Annotated in this window: 11 protein-coding genes; 10 read left to right on the top strand and 1 reads right to left on the bottom strand. The window is 66.0% G+C overall.

Annotation, left to right across the window (positions count from 1 at the left end; all coding sequences use genetic code 11):
• Positions 1–579 precede the first annotated feature (579 nt).
• The 10 genes from ENSA7_RS10435 (at position 580) to ENSA7_RS10475 (ending at position 17213) form a co-directional block, all read left to right on the top strand.
• Positions 580–894 carry a hypothetical protein gene (locus tag ENSA7_RS10435; RefSeq protein WP_106089085.1) on the top strand — a complete coding sequence of 105 codons (315 nt, stop codon included), beginning with the start codon at positions 580–582 and terminating at the stop codon, positions 892–894.
• 103 nt (positions 895–997) lie between these two features.
• Positions 998–8407 carry a SpvB/TcaC N-terminal domain-containing protein gene (locus tag ENSA7_RS10440; RefSeq protein WP_106089086.1) on the top strand — a complete coding sequence of 2470 codons (7410 nt, stop codon included), beginning with the start codon at positions 998–1000 and terminating at the stop codon, positions 8405–8407.
• A complete protein-coding gene (locus ENSA7_RS46115; protein ID WP_372237562.1) occupies positions 8394–8573 on the top strand; it encodes a putative adhesin in 180 nt (59 codons plus the stop codon). The genes ENSA7_RS10440 and ENSA7_RS46115 overlap by 14 nt, the downstream gene beginning before the upstream one ends.
• Positions 8574–9273: 700 nt before the next feature.
• Positions 9274–9423: a hypothetical protein gene (locus ENSA7_RS43465; protein ID WP_181233590.1), complete on the top strand. Its 150-nt coding sequence runs from the start codon at positions 9274–9276 to the stop codon at positions 9421–9423.
• Between the two features lie 5 nt (positions 9424–9428).
• Entirely contained in the window at positions 9429–9686 is a 258-nt protein-coding gene (locus ENSA7_RS10445) for a hypothetical protein (protein ID WP_146157552.1), read from the top strand.
• A gap of 196 nt (positions 9687–9882) precedes the next feature.
• Positions 9883–12693: a hypothetical protein gene (locus tag ENSA7_RS10450; RefSeq protein WP_146157553.1), complete on the top strand. Its 2811-nt coding sequence runs from the start codon at positions 9883–9885 to the stop codon at positions 12691–12693.
• Between the two features lie 867 nt (positions 12694–13560).
• On the top strand, positions 13561–14211 hold the full coding sequence (locus tag ENSA7_RS10460; RefSeq protein ID WP_106089090.1) for a hypothetical protein: 651 nt from the start codon (positions 13561–13563) through the stop codon (positions 14209–14211).
• Between the two features lie 161 nt (positions 14212–14372).
• On the top strand, positions 14373–15494 hold the full coding sequence (locus ENSA7_RS10465; RefSeq protein ID WP_106089091.1) for a hypothetical protein: 1122 nt from the start codon (positions 14373–14375) through the stop codon (positions 15492–15494).
• A 125-nt stretch (positions 15495–15619) separates the two neighbouring features.
• Positions 15620–16849, top strand: a complete 1230-nt coding sequence (locus ENSA7_RS10470) for a DUF4215 domain-containing protein (RefSeq protein ID WP_106089092.1) — start codon at positions 15620–15622, stop codon at positions 16847–16849.
• A 10-nt stretch (positions 16850–16859) separates the two neighbouring features.
• A complete protein-coding gene (locus ENSA7_RS10475) occupies positions 16860–17213 on the top strand; it encodes a ferredoxin family protein (protein ID WP_146157554.1) in 354 nt (117 codons plus the stop codon).
• On the opposite strand, the gene ENSA7_RS43470 is transcribed toward ENSA7_RS10475, so the two are convergent.
• Complete coding sequence (locus tag ENSA7_RS43470; protein WP_181233592.1) at positions 17181–17831, bottom strand: STAS domain-containing protein; 651 nt, start codon at positions 17829–17831, stop codon at positions 17181–17183. The genes ENSA7_RS10475 and ENSA7_RS43470 overlap by 33 nt on opposite strands.
• Positions 17832–17874 lie beyond the last annotated feature (43 nt).

Below are 17874 nucleotides of genomic sequence, written 5' to 3' on the forward strand. Positions count from 1 at the left end.
ATCTTGTTGGGGTTGTGGGCGGTCTGGGTACCGCGTGGGTCCCGGTGTGCCGAGAGGGTGCCGCGGTGCGGCCACGAGGTCCACGCCGAGCTGCGTCAGTTGGGCGGGACCGTGAGCTCCGGCTGCCTTGGTCGAGAGCGCTGACGCTCGAGTCGTCGCGGGTTGGGGCGGGGCGTGATGGAAGCGGGCGAGGACCGGCGCGAGCGCACGCGGTGTTGGCTGAGTGGTGGTGCCGCGGCTGTTGCGTCTTCGCCATATGACGCCTTTGCGTCGCTTGGAGTTGAACCCTGCAATGAGCTTGGGTGCGGATCGCTATAATGCAATCGAGCGGACTGAGATTGTTCGCTTGGGCACAATCGGTGTGACGTGGCAGGTCGGCGGATGCGTGGCGAGATTGTAGGGCGCGCTGGGCCCAATCGCGAGGATTGGGGTGGTTCCACCCAAACCAATGATGGGTGGTCATATTTGAGATACTTCAAAATGTAATTTGTATCCCCGAGAGACTGCTGGTATAGGAGACAGCCTAAACGAGTCGCGCATGTTTGAGCGCCACGCGATTAGGGCTTCACGATCGACCAGGTGGATGTCCACCTGATCCTCGATCCGAGCGTGTCGGACACCGCCACGGGGACGGACCTCGACTTCTTCGATGATGCCACCGCGGATCCGCCCGGGACGCCAGAGACCGACGCGTTCGCGGCCGGAATCTACGGCAACACGGTCACCGCGAGCTTCACAGCGCTCACGGCCGTGGCGCAACCTTGGCGGCTCGAGGTCGACACGACCACCGCGACGATCCCCCCTGGCCTCGACCCCGACGAAACCGGCATGCTCGACCGCTCGACAATCGCGGGCATGGTGCTCGTCGTCCACTACTCGTTGACGCCGAGCTAGTCGTTCGCGGGCGGGCGCCCTCACTCGAGCGCGCCCGCCCTGTTGCTTCTGTCTCCCTGCCTGTTTGCTCGCGCCCGCTCGCGCGTAGGACCTCGGTGAATTCATGTCCGACGATCCCACCAAGCCCCCCGGTCCCCAGCTGACCTCTGGCCCCTCGCTCGTCACCGAGCCCAAGACCGCGACGCCGTCGTTCTCGGCCGGCAACGCGCCCGGTCGTAACGCGTCTGGCATGCGCAGCGCGCCCGGGCAGGACAAGAACCCCTTTGCGCAGGCGTTTCGCTCGCCGTGGGGCGGGCCGTCGGGGGAGCAGGGCGAGCAGCAGGACCCAACGGCTAGCTTCGCGCCGAGTATCACGCTGCCCACTGGCGGCGGCGCGCTGCGTTCGATCGGCGAGAAATTCTCGCCCAACCCGTTCACGGGGACGGGCTCGATGAGCGTGCCGGTTGCCTGCTCGCCGGGGCGCGCGGGGTTTGGGCCCTCGCTCGCGCTCAACTATGGGTCCGGTCAGGGCAATGGGCCGTTCGGCTTGGGCTGGCAGCTGGGGGTGCCCGCGATCTCCCGCAAGACCGAGCGCGGCGTACCTCAGTACAACGATGGGCACCCCGATCCGAAGCAGCGTGACACCTTCGTTCTCGCAGGAGCCGAAGACCTCGTCGCAGCGCTGGATCCCATGACTGGGGGAATCTGGGTAGAGGAACGAGGCGGTTATCGCATTCACCGGTTTCGCCCGCGGGTGGAGAGCAGCTTCACCAAGATCGAGCGCTGGACGGAACTGAGCACGGGCGAGATCCACTGGCGCACGATCAGCGCCAGCAACGTCACCAGCTACTTCGGCAAGACCAGCGACGCGCGGATCAGCGATCCACAAGACAGCTCGCGCGTGTTTAGCTGGCTGCTCGAGGAAGTCCGCGATGATCGCGGGCAGATCATGGTCTACGAGTACAAGCGCGATGACCTCCAGGGAGTCGACGTCAACGCGCCATTCGAGCGCACCCGTCTCGAGGGGGCCACGCTCGCTGGTCAGCGATATCTGTCACGCATCAAATACGGGAACGCCACGCCGAATGTCGCGAGCGACTGGCTGTTCGAGGTCGTGCTCGACTACGGGGAATTCGGGACCTGGCAGGTCACGGGGTCTGGCGATCAGCTCGAGATCTCGACCACGCCTGCGCGCGAGTGGCCCCAGCGCGAGGACGTGTTCTCTACGTTCCGCGCCGGCTTCGAGCTGCGTACCCGTCGGCTGTGTCGGCGGGTGTTGATGTTTCACCACATCGCGGAGCTGTCGGAAGAGCCCTACCTGGTCGCGTCAACGGACCTGATCCACGACGAAGATCCCGCGATGACGCGCGTGGTCGGGATCCGGCAACGCAGCTATCGGCTCGACGAACTCACCGGCTACTTCGAGTACGCGGAGCTGCCCACGCTCGACCTCGAGTACAGCGACTCGGGCGTCGACGCGACGATCCACGAGCTCGGCGACCCCACGACGCTCGCCAACCTCCCTGGTGGAATCGACGGCCAGCGTGCGCGCCTCGTCGACCTCGACGGCGAGGGGGTGCCCGGGATCGTGCTCGAGCAACCCGAGGCAGGCACCTTCTTCTACAAGCCTGGGCTCGGGGATGGCCGCTTCGGTCCGATGATGGCGCTACGCGCCCGGCCGACGTTGCTCGGCAGCTCGGGCGCGCAGCTGATGGACATCGACGGCGACGGGCAAAAGGAGCTGGTGACCTTCGCCGCGCCCACGCCCGGGTTCTTTGATCGGCTGTGTGGTCACGACGATGACCGCTGGGGCAACTTTCGCAGCTTCGCGGCCGTGCCCAACATTGATTGGCAGGATCCCAACCTGCAGCTGATCGACCTGGTCGGCGACGGCTTTCCTGATCTGCTGCTCCCGCACGCGAATGGATTCGCCTGGTACCGGAGCCGCGGGGCCGAGGGGTTTGAAGCGCCGCGCGTGGTCATGCATCCGGGCGATGATCGCAGCCGGCCGGTGTTGTTGTTCTCGGATCGGCAGAGCAGCGTGCAGTTCGCGGACATGACCGGCGATGGGCTGGTGGATCTCGTCAGGATTCGCAACGGGGAGATCGCGTACTGGCCAAATCTCGGGCATGGGCGGTTTGGGCCGATCGTGCGCATGGGTGACGTACCGGCCTTTGCCGCGCCGGATCTGTTCTCGCCGGATCGCCTGCGGTTGGCGGACGTCGACGGCAGCGGGACCACGGATCTGCTCTACCTCGATGATCGCGGCGCCACGCTGTACCACAATCGCGCGGGCAACCGGCTGTCTGGGGGTGTGTCGCTGAACACCTTTCCCGGCGTGCGGAGCGTGGACTGGTGTTCGGTGGTGGATCTCAAAGGCGACGGCACCGGCTGCTTGGTGTGGTCGAGCTCGCTGCCCTCCGGCCGCGGGGCGATGATCCGGTATCTGGCATTGACAGGTGGGCAAAAGCCGCACTTGTTGATCGGCAGCCGCAACAACATGGGCGCGGAGACGAAGATCCGCTACGCGCCGTCGACGATGTTCTACTTGCGGGACAAGGCCGCGGGAACGCCGTGGGCGACGCGGTTGCCGTTTCCCGTGCACGTGGTGCAGCGGGTCGAGTCCGTGGATCACGTCACGCGGCAGCGCTATGTGCAGACCACGTCGTACCACCATGGGTTCTATGATGGGATCGAGCGGGAGTTCCGGGGTTTTGGTCGAGTCGAGACTTGGGATACCGAGTCGTTTGACGAGTTTGGCAGCGGCGAGGCGCTGTTCGAGGTGGAGCTGTTCGAGAGCGTTGAGGCTGATCTGCATCAGCCGCCCGTGCACACCAAGAGCTGGTTTCATACGGGGGCGTACTTTGCGTGTGAGTCGCTGGCTGAGCAATTTGCGAAGGAGTACTGGCAAGCCGACGCGGACGCGTTCACGCTGCCGCCGAGCGTGATGCCGGCTGGGCTGACGGGGGCGGAGAGCCGGGAGGCTGCGCGGGCGCTCGCGGGGACGCCGTTGCGTAGTGAGGTGTATGCGCTCGACGGCAGCGCCGACGAGGGCAGGCCGTACAGCGTGAGCGACTCGAACGCCGAGGTCGTGCGCAAGCAAGCGCATGGGCCCAACCCGTTTGGTGTGTATCGTGTGCAAGGTCGCGAGTCGCTCGCACACTATTATGATCGTTACACGGATCTGAGCGGCGACTACGACCCGCGCGTCAGCCACGAGCTCACGCTCGAGGTCGACGACCACGGCGCGGTGCTGCGGACGGCCTCGATCGTGTACCCGCGCCGGACCACGTCCAGCAACGCGAAGGACAAGCTGTACATCACGCTGAGCGAGTCGGACGTGGTGCACCTCGACGCCACCGACGACGTGCTGCGGCTGGCGGTGCCGATCGAGAGCCGCGGGTACGAGCTGCACGGGCTCACCGCGCCGGGGAGCGGGGCGTTTGCGTGGCAGACGATCCTGGACGCCTGCGACGAGGCGGATCCGATCGACTTCGAGGGCACGGTCACCGGGCCCGGCACCGAGGAGAAGCGGCTGCTCTCGCGCAGTCGGATCCGGTATCTCGAGGACGACCTCACGGATCCGCTCGCGCATGGGAGCGTGCAGAGCAAGGCGCTGGTGTACGACAGCGACACGATGGCGATGACGGAGGCGCAGCGGCAGGCAGTGTACGGCTTGCTGACGGGGGCGCCCACCAACACGGAGCTGCAGAACGAGGGCGGGTATGTGCTGGATGACTCCGCGTGGTGGATCCGCACCGGGCACCCGACCTACGACGCGAGCAAGTTCTATCAGGTCACGAGCGCGGATGACCCGTTTGGCGAGACCTACTCGGTCACGTATGACAGTCATGCGCTGCTGATCACAGCGACCTCGGATCCGCTGAGCCAGACCAGCAGCGCGGCGTTCGACTACCGGGTGCTCGCGCCGTGGGAGCTGACGGATCCCAACGGGAACCGGACGCAGGTCGAGTTCGACGTGCTGGGGTTTGTGGTGAAGTCGGCCGTGCTCGGGAAGGTCGGGGACAGCGACGGAGACACGCTGAGTGACCCGACGAGCACCTTTGCATATGACCTGTTCGAGTGGTCGACGAACGGTAAGCCGAACTGGGCGAAGTCGCGGGTGCGGGAGACGCATCGGGACGTGGGGACGCGCTGGCTCGAGTCGTACAGCTATTTTGGTGGGGGTGGTGGGGTCGTGATGACGAAGGTGCAGGCGCGGCCCGGGCTCGCGCCCGAGCGCGATGTCAACGGGGAGCTGGTATTCGTCGATGACGTGTTGCAGTACGAGGACACCAGCCCGGACGTGCGGTGGGTGGGGAATGGTCGGGTTGTCAAGGACAACAAGGGGAACGTCATCAAGGCGTATGAGCCGTATTACTCGAGCACCCACGCGTACGAGGACGAGGCCGAGCTGGTCGAGCAGGGCGTGACGCCGCTGATGCATTACGACCCGCTGGGTCGGCTGATTCGCACGGACCTGCCGAACGGCACATTTTCCAAAGTGGAGTTCACGCCGTGGGAGCAGACCAGCTATGACCCGAATGACACGGTGACGGACAGCGACTGGTACGCGGCGCGGTACAGCTACGGGGGGGCGGACGTCGGCCTGCTGGCGGAGAAGCGGGCCGCGTTGCTCGCGGCGGACCACCATGGCACGCCGAGCGTCGTGCACCTCGACACGCTCGGGCGGCCATTCTTGTCGGTGGCCCACAACATCGACCTCAACGATGATGCCGAGTACTTCGAGACCGAGTCGGTGCTGGATATTCAAGGGCACGTGCTCGAGGTGGTCGACGCGCGGGACAACACGGCCGAGTCTCGGACGTACGGGATGCTGGGGCAGTCGTTGGTGGTCAGCAGCGTCGACGCTGGCGACCGGCACACGCTGCTCAACGCGCTGGGGCAGCCCATGCGAAGCTGGGACAGCCGCAGCCAGCGCTTCTCCTACTCGTACGACACCCTGCGCCGGCCGGTGGACCGGACGGTGAGCGTGTCTGGCGGGTCGGAGAAGTTGCTTGGGCGCATCGTGTATGGCGACTTACTGTCTTCGCCGGAGGACACGAATCACGTCGGGCGTGTGTATCGGGTGTACGACGGGGCTGGCGTGGCGACGACGGTGGAATTCGACTTCAAGGGGAACCCGCTGGAGGAGCAGCGACAGTTGGTCACGAGCAAGACGACGCAGCCGGACTGGAGTGCGCTGCTGGGCCAGAGTACAATTGCCGCGATGGCGACCGCCGCGACCTCGCTGCTCGACTCCGAGACGTTCTCGGCGAGCAGTCAGCGTGACGCGGTGAACCGGGTGCTGACGGCGATATCGCCCGATGACAGTGAGGTGATCTACACCTACGACGAGGGCGGCACGCTGCAGGCCGTCGAGGTCAAGCACCGCGGCAGCCCCACGGCCGAGACGGTTGTCGGGGACATCACCTACAACGCCCGCGGGCAGCGTGAGTCCGTGGTCTACGGCTCGACCTCGAGCCCGACCACGACGACCAGCTACACGTATGACCCGCAGACGTACCGGCTCGCGTCGCTCTCGACCGTGCGCGGCAGCGACGATGCCAACCTTCAGGGCCTGCATTACCACTATGACCCGGTCGGCAACATCACCGACATCCGCGACACCGCGCAACAGACGGTGTACTTCAACAATTCCGTCGTCGAGGCCGCGAACTCGTACACCTACGACGCGACGTACCGGCTGATAGAGGCGACGGGCCGCGAGCACAGCACGCAAGGCACGACCCAGCGCACCGACGTGCAGATCACGATCGGCGCCCAGCCGATGACGAGTGACCCGTCGGCGATGCGGCGGTACACGCAGAATTTCACCTACGACGAGGTGGGTAACATTCTGAAGATGCAGCACATCCCCGCCTCGGGGAGCGGCTGGACCCGCTACTACGAGTACGACGCCGACGGCAACCGGCTCGAGAAGACCTCCGCCCCAGGAGACCCGGCCCTCGGGCCGTACACGCACGCGTACACGTACGACGCGCACGGCAACATGACCGCAATGCCGCACCTGTCGAGCATGGTGTGGAACCACGACGACGAGCTGCGCGAGGTCACGGTAGGCACCGAGACGGTGTACTTCCAGTACGCGGGCGGCATGCGCAGCCGCAAGTACGTAGAAAAATCTGGCGCCACCACCGAGGAGCGCATCTATCTCGGTCCGTTCGAGATCTATCGCAAGCGCATCAGCGGCACGCTTGACCTCGAGCGGGAGTCGCTGCACATCAGCGACGACACGGGCCGCATCTGCATCATCGAGACCAAGACGGTCGACGGCGGGTCTGCGGTCGGGAGCCCGACCGGCATCTGGCGGTACCAGTTGAGCAACCACCTCGGCTCCGCCGTGACCGAAGTCGACGGCAGCGGGGCAGTCATCTCGTACGAGGAGTACCACCCCTACGGCACGAGTTCGTACCGGGCGGTCAACGCCAGTATCGACGTCTCGTCGAAGCGCTACCGGTACACGGGGATGGAGCGCGACGAAGAGACGGGGCTGGAGTACCACTCTGCACGGTACTATGCGCCGTGGTTGGGGCGGTGGACGGCGGGGGATCCGATTGGGCTGGGGGATGGGGTCAATCGGTTTGCGTACTGCCGCGGCAATCCGGCTAGCTTGTCCGACCCGAATGGCCGAAGTCCCGCCGTGCAGCAGTCGCTCGCGGAGGCGAGGCAGGCGTACGGGTCGGCATCACCCGACAAGCGCAGCGCGATCGGGGAGGAGATCGCCATTTATGAGTCGATGCTCGCCGAACCTGAAGGCGAGTACGCCTCTGCGGTCAGGCTCGTTGGCACGACACCGTATCCTGACGATCCGGAGCTTGCTCCGTTCAGCTTGGCGGTCCCGAACGCCCACCCTGAGAGCCTTGTCGTTGACCACGCTGCGGCACGGTCCGCTTGGCAGCAGAAGTGGAGCGACGAGAACCTGGTCGCCCAAATGAACGAAGGCCGGGGCATGGCCATGGCGTTCATGGGGATCTACTTGGCGTCCGCCGTTGTGCTTGCTACCGGAACTGAAGCGTACCTGGCGTACGAGGCTGCGATGGTGGGCGGCGGTGCGGGCTGGTCCGGCCTTGGGGCTCGGATGAGCTACGCGGGGTTTGAGGCCGGCGCCCATGTTGGACAAGCGGTGGGGACGTACGCTAGCGCAGACGTGTTCACCTTGAGTGCGGTCGCGCTCGGTGAGTCGTATGTGGTCGCGGATGCCGTGGCACATGGGCTTCCGGTCGATCTCGTCATGCCTGGATCGCCCAGTAGGTCCTTGAAGCCGGCCAGGCCTCAGAATTTCAGGTCGGAAGGTGGCGCGCCAGTGTCACCGCCCGAGCCTGGACAGGTCGTTTGGGGATACGGGGAGAATCCGTCTCATGCAACCATCTTTGAGGGGCATGGTTCGGAGTTGCCAGGGACATTCACCGTGCCTGAGGGAACATGGATCAGGCTTCCGCCGCGAGGGGGACTAGATAGAGGAGGGAGTTGGGCAGCAGATTGCGGAGTCCGGAAGCATTCCAGGGGGTGAGCTTTTTGGTCCAGGGCAAGAAGTTCCCAACCTCGTTCTTCATCCGGTGAGCGGGGAAATTCAGGCGCGCATCGCCACAACGCAAGTAACTGAACCTACGCTGCTAAGTGATATGCTCTCCGAGAACATGGGATTCTGTGTCTGGGCCGCATGTCGCCTCCCCTAGTTCCACAACGCCGGCAACGACCCAAAAGCAACAAAAGGGATCCGCTATGCAAGATGATGCGAAAAAATACCCTTTGCATCTGACTTATCAAATTACGACGTACCACTACGCTGACTCACCAGGCTCCGCGTTTGCCGCCTCATGGTTGGCTGTCGCCACCGCCCATGTGTACGACTCAGATCCAAATCCGGGAGTCCTTACACCCGAGACGGCGATCATGGCGGGCGCAGTCATGAAAGTGGTTAGCGGTCGTGGCTCCGGGGAAACTGAGGCATCTGCCATTCAGTCGGCGTTGAGTGTGTTGGCCGTTCAAGTCAAGGCTCACATGAGTACGCCGGGAGATCTTGCCCACGAGGCCGAGCGCGCAGTTTCAGAGCCAGGCCGGGATCCGGCCCGGTGACAAGGGATAAGCCTGAAAAGGGATAGACCGGGCGGGACGCTGGCGTCGACGCGACGGTCCACGAACTCGACGATCCCATGATCCCTGCCCGAAGGTCCTGTACCTTCATATTCGTCCAGTGAGCAGCACGGGCGTGGGTTGGCCGTGCGCCTGTACCTTCATATTCGTCCAGATGGACAAATGAGCAGCAGCGCGTCGGTTGGCGATCCCGACCCGAGAGCCGCGGCTACGAACTGCACGACCTCACCGCGCCGAGTGGCGAGGCGTTCGCGTGGCAGACGATCCTCGACGCCTGCGGCCGTGGGGCAGCTCAGCAGCTGGCTAAACCTCTCGCGGGCGAGCACCGGTGTCGACGTGCGGGCGGTCTCGATCAGCTTTCGCGCGCCGCTCGAGCACGATCGCAAGGCGCTGGAGGACTTCTTCGGCTGCCCGGTGCAGCGCACAACTTGATCGAGATGCACACCGAGAGCCTGGCGCTGCCCATCGTGGGCGCGCGGCCCGAGCTGCAACCGCTGCTGCAAGACGCGCTGGTGAGCATGAGCCACGCCAAGTCAGAAGTGCCGTGTATCCGCGAGCAGCTGCGCGCGCTGCTGCGGGACAAGCTGCCGTCTGGCAGTGCTCCGAACCTGCCGCGGACCGCCGGGAGGCTTCGCTGGGTGCCCGACTCGGCGCCCAGCTGCCCTATTGGTCTTGGTCTTGTGGCTGGATCGTAGCCGTCTCCGCTCGCCGAGAGCCACGCGAGGCATGCGCTGGGGTGATTCCCTCAGCCACGATGCGGGCAACGCTTCATGGCCCCGCGCTGGGACTCGCGCAAAGCTCGATCCTGCGACTCCCTCGCCAGGCTCTACCGCGATGTGGACTTTGGCGGAGCGGCTCACCTCACTACGTACCCATGAACAGGAGCAGGCAGTGAAATCCGATTCCCGGTTGACCGTCGACATCGATCACAACGTCGGACAAACGACGATCCTGAGCTCGCTCGAGCGTCTTGTCCTGACCACCGAGGACGGGGTCGACGATGACGACGTGGTGAGCGTCGATCCCGAGCTCGACCTGTTCGTCTACGCCAACGCCGTCGAGGTTCGCACTAGCCTGGTGCTGCCGGGACGCAAGATCCTGATGGTCGCGCGCGAGATCGGCGGTGTCGGGTCTGCGAGCGCCACGATCGATGTCAGCGCAGCGCGGAGTCCAGAACCGCTCCCGGCCCCGGCACCGCCCAACGCCCCGAGTTCAGCCGCAGGAGGTCGTGACGGGGCTCAGGGGCGCGACGGAGCCGCCGGGCAGGCCGGCCAAGCTGGTGGGCATGCGGGGAGTATCGACCTGTGGTTTGGTGACGTGCTGTCGCCGTTGACCTTGCGCGCGAACGGGGCCGACGGGCAGGCCGGACAAGGCGGGGCCGCCGGCTCGAAGGGCGCATACGGGGGGCTGGGGTACACTTCCTCGAGGAAAACTCGCCGGCGCAAGAACTCCGTGGTCCGCAAGCCAGTCCGCGTCAAGGCGGGTATGGGCGGGCCTGGGGGTAACGGAGGCCCGGGCGGACGCGGCGGATCCGGTGGACATGCCGGGGTCCTGATCATCCGCGGTCGGGCGGACTCTCGCCTGCGTGGATCGCTGTCGGTTCTCTCGTGCGAGGCCGTCGGTGGAACGGGCGGCGCGGGTGGAATTGGGGGGAGTGGCGGCGCCGGCGGATCCAGTCGGCACCGTGCCCCGGCCGCCGAGGGCGCCCAGGGAGCCGACGGCGAGCCTGGCATCGATGGACGCGACACACCGCCCGACCTCCGAGTGCTCGACTTCGTGGCGTTGGCCGACCATGCGATCGCCAGCCACCAAGCTGCGCTGCTTCAGCAGGCCAACCTGCACTACCTCGCGGCGGATCCGAACCACCGTCCCGAGGGCTACCGGCGGGCCGCCGAGCTCCTGGATTGGATCACGCTCTCAACTGCGGCGATCCACGAGGGCCAAGCCGAGTCCGCGGAGCGCTCGCCCGAGTGCGCGGCGACGCTGCGCGGCGTGTATTGCGAAGCTCGAGCGAGGCTCGCCCAGCTCAGTCAGGGTCTCGACGCGTTCGGTAACACTCAGGACTATTGTCCGAAGGCCTCGCTCGAGCTGTACGCCGACTCGATCCAGCGTCGGCTCGAGATGCTGGCGACTGTAGAGGTCGCCCACAAGACCTACGTCGAGAACCTCGCGGACCACCGTCGAGCCCGGGCGGCCCTCGAGGACGGCCGACGGCAGGCCGAGGTCCTCGCAGGCGAGTTTCGAGTCGAAGTCGAACAGCTGCAGGCGCAGTGCGCCGATCTTCAGGTTCGGATCGAGCAGGTCCACGCCGAGGTGCTCCGCAGGCGCGTGCAGCTCGAGTCCAGCCTTGCCAGGTTTCGCACGAAAATCGAGGGGGTCGCGGGCTGCAACATCGGTGACGTGTTCAACGCGGCGAGCATGCTGGTCTTCCTCCCGATGATGTGGACCGGCTCGAAGGCGCAGGGCGGCTTCTGGGGCTCGGTCGGGGCGGCGGTAGCGATGGGCACGGGCGGCATCATCGAACGGGGGGTGCGCTATGCCGACGTCGGTCACGGGTCGGTGCCCCGCAAGCTGTTGCTGGGGCAGGTCGAGTTGATCGCCAAGGACTTGAAGTCACTCAGCGACGGCTACCGCGCCCACCAGATCGGCTTCGAGGTCGACGACGCCTACGGGCAAAAGTTGATGGTGTTTCAGCAGGAGTTCAACGCTACATTGCAGCAATACGCCGATGTCGTGGAGTCGCAATCGGCGCGTCGTGCCATGCGCGACTTTGTCGATATCGTCGCGCGTCGCAATGCCCTCGCCATGGAGTTCAACGAGCTCGCCAATCGCCAGCTCGAGCGATCGGGCACCATCGACCAGCTCGTCGCGCAGAGCCGCCAGCTCAGCCAGGACCTGGCGCGCTCGACCCAACCCGACCTCCACCGCATGGTCGCGTTCATGGGCGGGCTCTACCATCGCGCGGTCGAGCAGGTTCTCCGCCACATCTACCAAGCGAGCCGAGCCCTGGCCTTTTGGTCGCTCGAGCAGCCGCGCTCGCCGTTCGCCGAGATCGTGCGCGCCGACTCGCCGGCGCCGCTCGACCACGCGACGCTGACCGCCGCGGCCGACAATTTGCTGAGCGCCTACCAGAGCGCGGTCGAGGCCATGCGCAACCTGCCGCAGCGCTTTCCCGACGCCGCTCGGGCGCGGGCCACGAAGCCGCGTGGGATCGTCGAGCTGATTACCGACGATACCCACCCCGACGAGCTCGCGCGGTTTCGCAAGACCGGTGAGCTCTACGTCAATGTACGGCCGGCGACGCCGACGACCTCGAGCGACGAGAGCTCTTTTGCGGGTCTCGCCAACGTGCGCCTGACCGAGGTCCGGGCTTGGATTCTCGGGGCCGTCACCGCAACCGGGCGCCTGCACGTGACCCTGGAGAGCGACGGCGCGGAGGTCATCGTCGACCGCCATGGCAGGCCACGCTCGTTTCGCCACGCCTGGGACCGGGTCGCGTTCGTGTACCGGCTCGCGGACGACACCATCGAGATCGACGGCACCATCGGCAGCGTCTCGCAACGTACACGCTACGCGAGCATCGGTCCGTTCACGCGCTGGCGCCTGAAGGTGGAGCCCCACCTCAACGCGGGCCTGGATCTCTCGCAGGTTCGCCTCATCGAACTCGACTTTTGGGGGGCGTGTCATGCGTTCCTCGCGTGAGCCGGTCCTCATCGCGACCGCTCGTGAGAGTACTGAGCGTCCTGCATGTCGTGGCCGCCGTCGATCGGGCTCGGTTGCCACTCGACCCCGGTGGCCTTGGCGGGCATAGCAGGTGGAAGCTGACGCGTCGCCGAGGGCGCTATCGGAACCGGCCCAGGGGAAACAACGCGACCACCCACCCGCGGGCCGCGCTGCTCTATAGTAGCCTCGGCGGTCATGCGGCAGGCTCCTCGATGCATCCACAAGTACGCGGGCCGGGAGCTGTGGCTGTACCGTTCCCGCCCCCCGACAAAAGCGCGGCGGCTCGGGGAGTCTGAGGCGCTCAAGGCCCTGCGCAGTGCGGTGATGTCGAGGCAGCTGTCTCTCTCGATGCAGCGACCGCGCGAGATCGAGCTGCTTCCGGGCCACGTGCTGGAGCTCCCGCTCCATGTGTTCTTGCTGGCCTGCAAGCAAGAACGCTTCGCCAAGGTCGATTTTGACCCCCAGGGGAGCTTCTTCTCGGGGCAACTGTCCACATCCCCGGGGCGGAGTCCATCAGCGTTCCGCGGCTTCACGACAATCTTCTGGCCATGCGCTATCAGCTGGCCGATTGGCAGCCTCTCTATGCGGGGCGCTCGGTCCCTTTTCCCGCGATGCAGGATGTGCCGCGCACGGGCTGCAGAGGGGCCCATCCCGGTTAGTCGCCTTCAGTTTTGGGATTCAGTTGCCTTGGGGGCGGGGGCTTGGCCCGACGCTTGTGTGCGCTCGACGTGTTGCGGGGGTCTGTGTCCGATCCGGGGCGGGGATTGCGGGCAGCTCGCCTGATCAGGCTGCAGTCCACGCCCCTGTCAACATGACCCGGACAGCAGTCCCTACGTCCCGCTGGAGGTGCAAGAGTACCTGGGCGTCGCGGTCGTCTCCTACACGGATCCCAAACAACCTCGGTTCGAGCGGGTCCGCGTCCTCAACAGTGGCTGCGAGCCTGAGGACTTCGGTAACTGCGGCGAGCCGAGCACGGACTCCCCCGAGGGCGGGGGCGGTTGGTCGGAGATCGGGCAGATCGCCGTCGAGCGACTCGATGTCGCGGACGTCGACGGGGACGGCATACCCGAGATCGTGCTCGAGACCAGCCATGTCACGATGCACGCCAACTACGAGGACTTCGACGAGCCCTCCGACGATGTGCGCCCCTACTACCAAGAGAGCTACGCGCAGCGCCGGTTCACCGTGATGCGTCCAAACTTGTCGCTACAGCTGGACGCCGTGGTGCATCAGGAAATGCTCGAGACCATCTACGGGATGCACGCCACCCGAGACATCGACGGAGAGGACGTGCGCCTGACCCCCGAGGGCGTGCTCGTGACGTGGTGCGAGATCGACATGAACGCCGGCTACAACATTCGCAAGTGTCTCGAGCAGGCGTGCACGCCTCCGACGACCAGGATTCAGATGTCCTACGACCCCGGTACGGACACCTACGGCGAGGCCACGATCGAGCAACTGCGGCCCGAGGTCGCCTACTGCGACGACAAGCCCTGAGTCGGTCACGAAAGAGCCAGAGCCATGACGACACGCGGCAGCGAGCACGCGCAGTTTCCAGCGGTGCGCCGCGCGACGGACTCGGCCAGGTCGACGTGTGTCAGCCTGCGGTTCGACCGCGGGGGCTGTACACCATGGTCGGACGTGGCAGACTCCCGCCCATGATCACAAAGACTTGGGCGCCCATCATCGTGGCCGGCTTGGCGCTGCTGAGCGCGTGCGCTGACGACTCGAGCTCGAGCTCGAGCTCCGGCGAGGGAGCGACTGAGTCAGGCAGTGAGAGCACCGCAGGCGCGACCGAGTCGGAGTCGGGCGGGCAGGGCGACGGGGACGGAGACGGAGACGGAGACGGAGACGGAGACGGAGACGGAGACGGAGACGGGGACGGCGACGGGGACGGAGACGGGGACGGAGACGGAGACGGCGACGGCGACGGCGACGGCGATCCCCCCAACGAGCTCTGGAACAGCTCCCACCTCTGGTACTCGATCGACGACAAGCTGATCTACATCGAGATTGACACAAGCGACGGCACCGTCGCCAACCTCGAGGTCAGCACCATCGAGGTCGACCCGCCGCTGCTCCAGGGCCAAAGCGGGATCACCATGGTCCTCACCGAGCAAAACGAGATTGATCTCCTGCTCACGCGAGTCAACAACTCGAGCACCTCGACGCAGCTGCACGTGATCCACAATCCGCTCACAGACGGCGCTCCGGTGCAGGCCGAGCTGCTTGGCACAATCCCCGACGACCTGCTGATCGAGGCGCTGTTCACCGACTGCCAGGGCCTGGTCTATCTGATGGACACGGGCGCCAACGTGTCGTCGGCCGCGGGCAATCGGCTGATTCGCTTCACGGGTGACTACCTCGTAGGCGACCTCTCCTACGAGGTCATCACCGATCTCCAGAATGCCTCCGTTGCGGACATTGACGACATGGGCCCCGGCATCGACGTGATGGGCGAGATCACGGACGGCCAGGGCTTTGCGATCGACTCGGCGAGCGTCTACGACTTTGACTACAACACGGGCACGGGGACGCTCCTGGGCATGGCGGGCACCTATGGTGTCCACGCGCTGGGGGGGCCGCTGTTCGACGACTTGCTCGCGCGTCTCTACGTGCTCGACTCCAGTGGCAACCTGTACGAGGCCGATCCCGGCGATCTCAGCCTCTCACCGATCCTCGTGACGGGTCCACCGGCGCTGCCAAATGGCGTCGCTGGCTGGAGCGGGTTGACGGGGCCGCTGACCGAGTGCGAGTCGACCTTGCCCGATCCGCAGTAGCGCGAGCGCTGTCTCGACGGGGCTGTGAACGTCACGCCCGTCGCGGCGCGCCCGCGCCCGACCTGTCGCTGTGATCGGGCGCTACTCCGCAGGTTTGCCCGAGATACCTGGTACCCTGGCGTTGCATGACAGAGCTCCGAGCACCGACCGTGTTGTGGCTGGCGGCGCTGTTGTGCGGCAGCTGGGGCTGTACGCCCAGCGAACACGAGGCAGACACACAGAGCGTCAGTGACTCAGCCGCGGAGGAGACCGGCGACAGCGACGGGACCGCAGCCGAGTGTGGCAACGGCGTGGTCGAGACCGGCGAGGAGTGTGATCTTGGATCGGAGAACGCGTCCGCCGGCCAGTGCACGCCGGCGTGCACGATCGCGGTGTGCGGTGACGGCCACGTCCACGCCGGGTTCGAGGCTTGCGATGACGGCGACGCCGACAACAGCGACGCATGCGTAATGGGTTGTCAGGCGGCGATCTGCGGCGACGGGTTCGTGCAAGCGGGCGTCGAATTGTGTGACGACGGCAACCAAGATGACACCGACGCGTGCTCGTCGGCTTGCGAGCCGGCGGCCTGCGGCGATGGGGTCGTGCAGGCGGGCGAGCGGTGCGACGACGGCAACGTGGATCTCACCGACGGATGCACGATCTGCGAGGTTGCGTATTGTGGTGACGGCTACCAGCGCGAAGGTTTCGAGTTTTGCGATGACGGCAACATGGCCACGGACGACGGCTGCACCTATCCGGCCTGTGAGCCGGCCGTGTGCGGCGACGGGATCGTATGGACCGGCGTCGAGGAGTGCGACGACGCCAACGACGACGACACCGACGCCTGCCCGACGACCTGCGCCGCCGCGACCTGCGGGGACGGGTTTGTGCAAGCGGGCGTCGAGGAGTGCGACGACGCCGACGCGGTCGACGACAACGCGTGCAGCAACAACTGCGAGCTGACCGACTGCCTGACGGACTGGCTCGCCGGCGAGCTCGAGTGCACGCCGGTGGAAGGTCTATGCCTGGACTCGGAGACCGGCTACCACTGGCGGGGTCTGTTCATGCATCAAGGGGAGCAGTACGCGTGTTGGTGGCACACCAAGAACCAGGGCTGGAACACGAGCTCGGCCACCAACTACTGGAAGCTCGCCGAGCGCTTCGAGCTCGAAACCAACACCGGTCGGGCCCGGTGGTGCTACGGGTTTGACGCCGAGCCGTGTAGCATCGGCGCGTGTGGTCTCGCCCCGCTGCCGCCCGACTACTTCACGCAGGGCAACGTTGGCGCGTTCGGGTGGTGCGGTGGCGAGAACCCCGGGGACAGCGGTGGGTTCGTGTGTATCCCGGCGCCGAACAGCGTCGAGTGCCCGGACTGACGGGGCGCCCATGCACGAGGAACCAACTCAGCCAAGCTCACCGCGACGCCGCTATCGCCTGAACGTGGTCGGAGACTTCTACGTGGAGGATGGCTGCTGCACCATGTGTGGGGTCCCATTTACCAACGAGGCACCTGACCTGTTTGGTGTTGACGGTGAGGAGCATTGCTATGTACGCAGGCAACCCACGAGTGCGCGAGAGCTGGAGGTCATGCTCAACGCGATACGCGGCGCTGACACCAAGTGTATTCGCTACGCTGGGCGCGATGCGGCGGTTCTCCGGGCGCTGGCCGAGGCTGACGAGCTAGACGTCAGTGACCACTCGACCGGGTCACTGCGCGCGGGCGCGGGCGATGTGGCGTAGCGCCTGCCGGACGTTGCGCAAGGTCGTGTACCCGACCAGATCAACCCCCAGCGAGACCAACGCCTGCGCGACATCAGGCGTGACCCCAGTCAAGATCGGCTGGGCCCCGAGCAGCCGCAGCGCTTCGATCATGCGGATCAGGTGGTTCGCGGTCGCCGTGTCGATGTCACTGACACCGGTGATGTCGATGATCGGCGTGTGAACGTGGGTCCGCGCGACCTCGTCGAGCAGCCGCTCGGTCAGGACCCTGGCCCGGCTGGCGGTCAGCGCCCCGATGATCGGCAGGACGATCGTGCCCTCCCAGATCCGAATGATCGGGACTGACAGCGCCTCGATCTCCCGCTCTTGCTCGCGGACTCGGTTGACCTGCTGGTTCAGCTCGGACTCGATCTCTTGCGAGCTGGCCTGCCGAGACTGCTCGAGCTCGTGGACCTTGGCCTGCAGCTGCTGTTGGGCGCGGGCAGCCTCGCTGGCGCGCGCGAGCAGCAGGCGGACGATCGGGCTGTCGTCGGCGGCGTGGGGGCAGCCGTCGCAGCCGCTCAGTCGGGCCAGGAATTGCTCGAGCTCGAGGGACGGCGCGGCCTCGGACTCGAGCAGACAGGTGCCTTCGCAGCGCATCAGGCGAGCAGCTCCCCGACGACCTCGGCGCCAGCCTGGCGAA

The organism is Enhygromyxa salina (genome assembly GCF_002994635.1).
Classification (GTDB): Bacteria; Myxococcota_A; Polyangia; order Nannocystales; family Nannocystaceae; genus Plesiocystis; species Plesiocystis salina_B.

Excerpts from the sequence above, each read along its gene's own strand:
- ENSA7_RS10445 (WP_146157552.1), top strand. The coding sequence starts at position 9,429 with ATGCACACCGAGAGCCTGGCGCTGCCCATCGTGGGCGCGCGGCCCGAG.
- ENSA7_RS10465 (WP_106089091.1), top strand. The coding sequence starts at position 14,373 with ATGATCACAAAGACTTGGGCGCCCATCATCGTGGCCGGCTTGGCGCTG.
- ENSA7_RS10440 (WP_106089086.1), top strand. The coding sequence starts at position 998 with ATGTCCGACGATCCCACCAAGCCCCCCGGTCCCCAGCTGACCTCTGGC.
- ENSA7_RS10470 (WP_106089092.1), top strand. The coding sequence starts at position 15,620 with ATGACAGAGCTCCGAGCACCGACCGTGTTGTGGCTGGCGGCGCTGTTG.
- ENSA7_RS43470 (WP_181233592.1), bottom strand. The coding sequence starts at position 17,831 with ATGCGCTGCGAAGGCACCTGTCTGCTCGAGTCCGAGGCCGCGCCGTCC.
- ENSA7_RS10475 (WP_146157554.1), top strand. The coding sequence starts at position 16,860 with ATGCACGAGGAACCAACTCAGCCAAGCTCACCGCGACGCCGCTATCGC.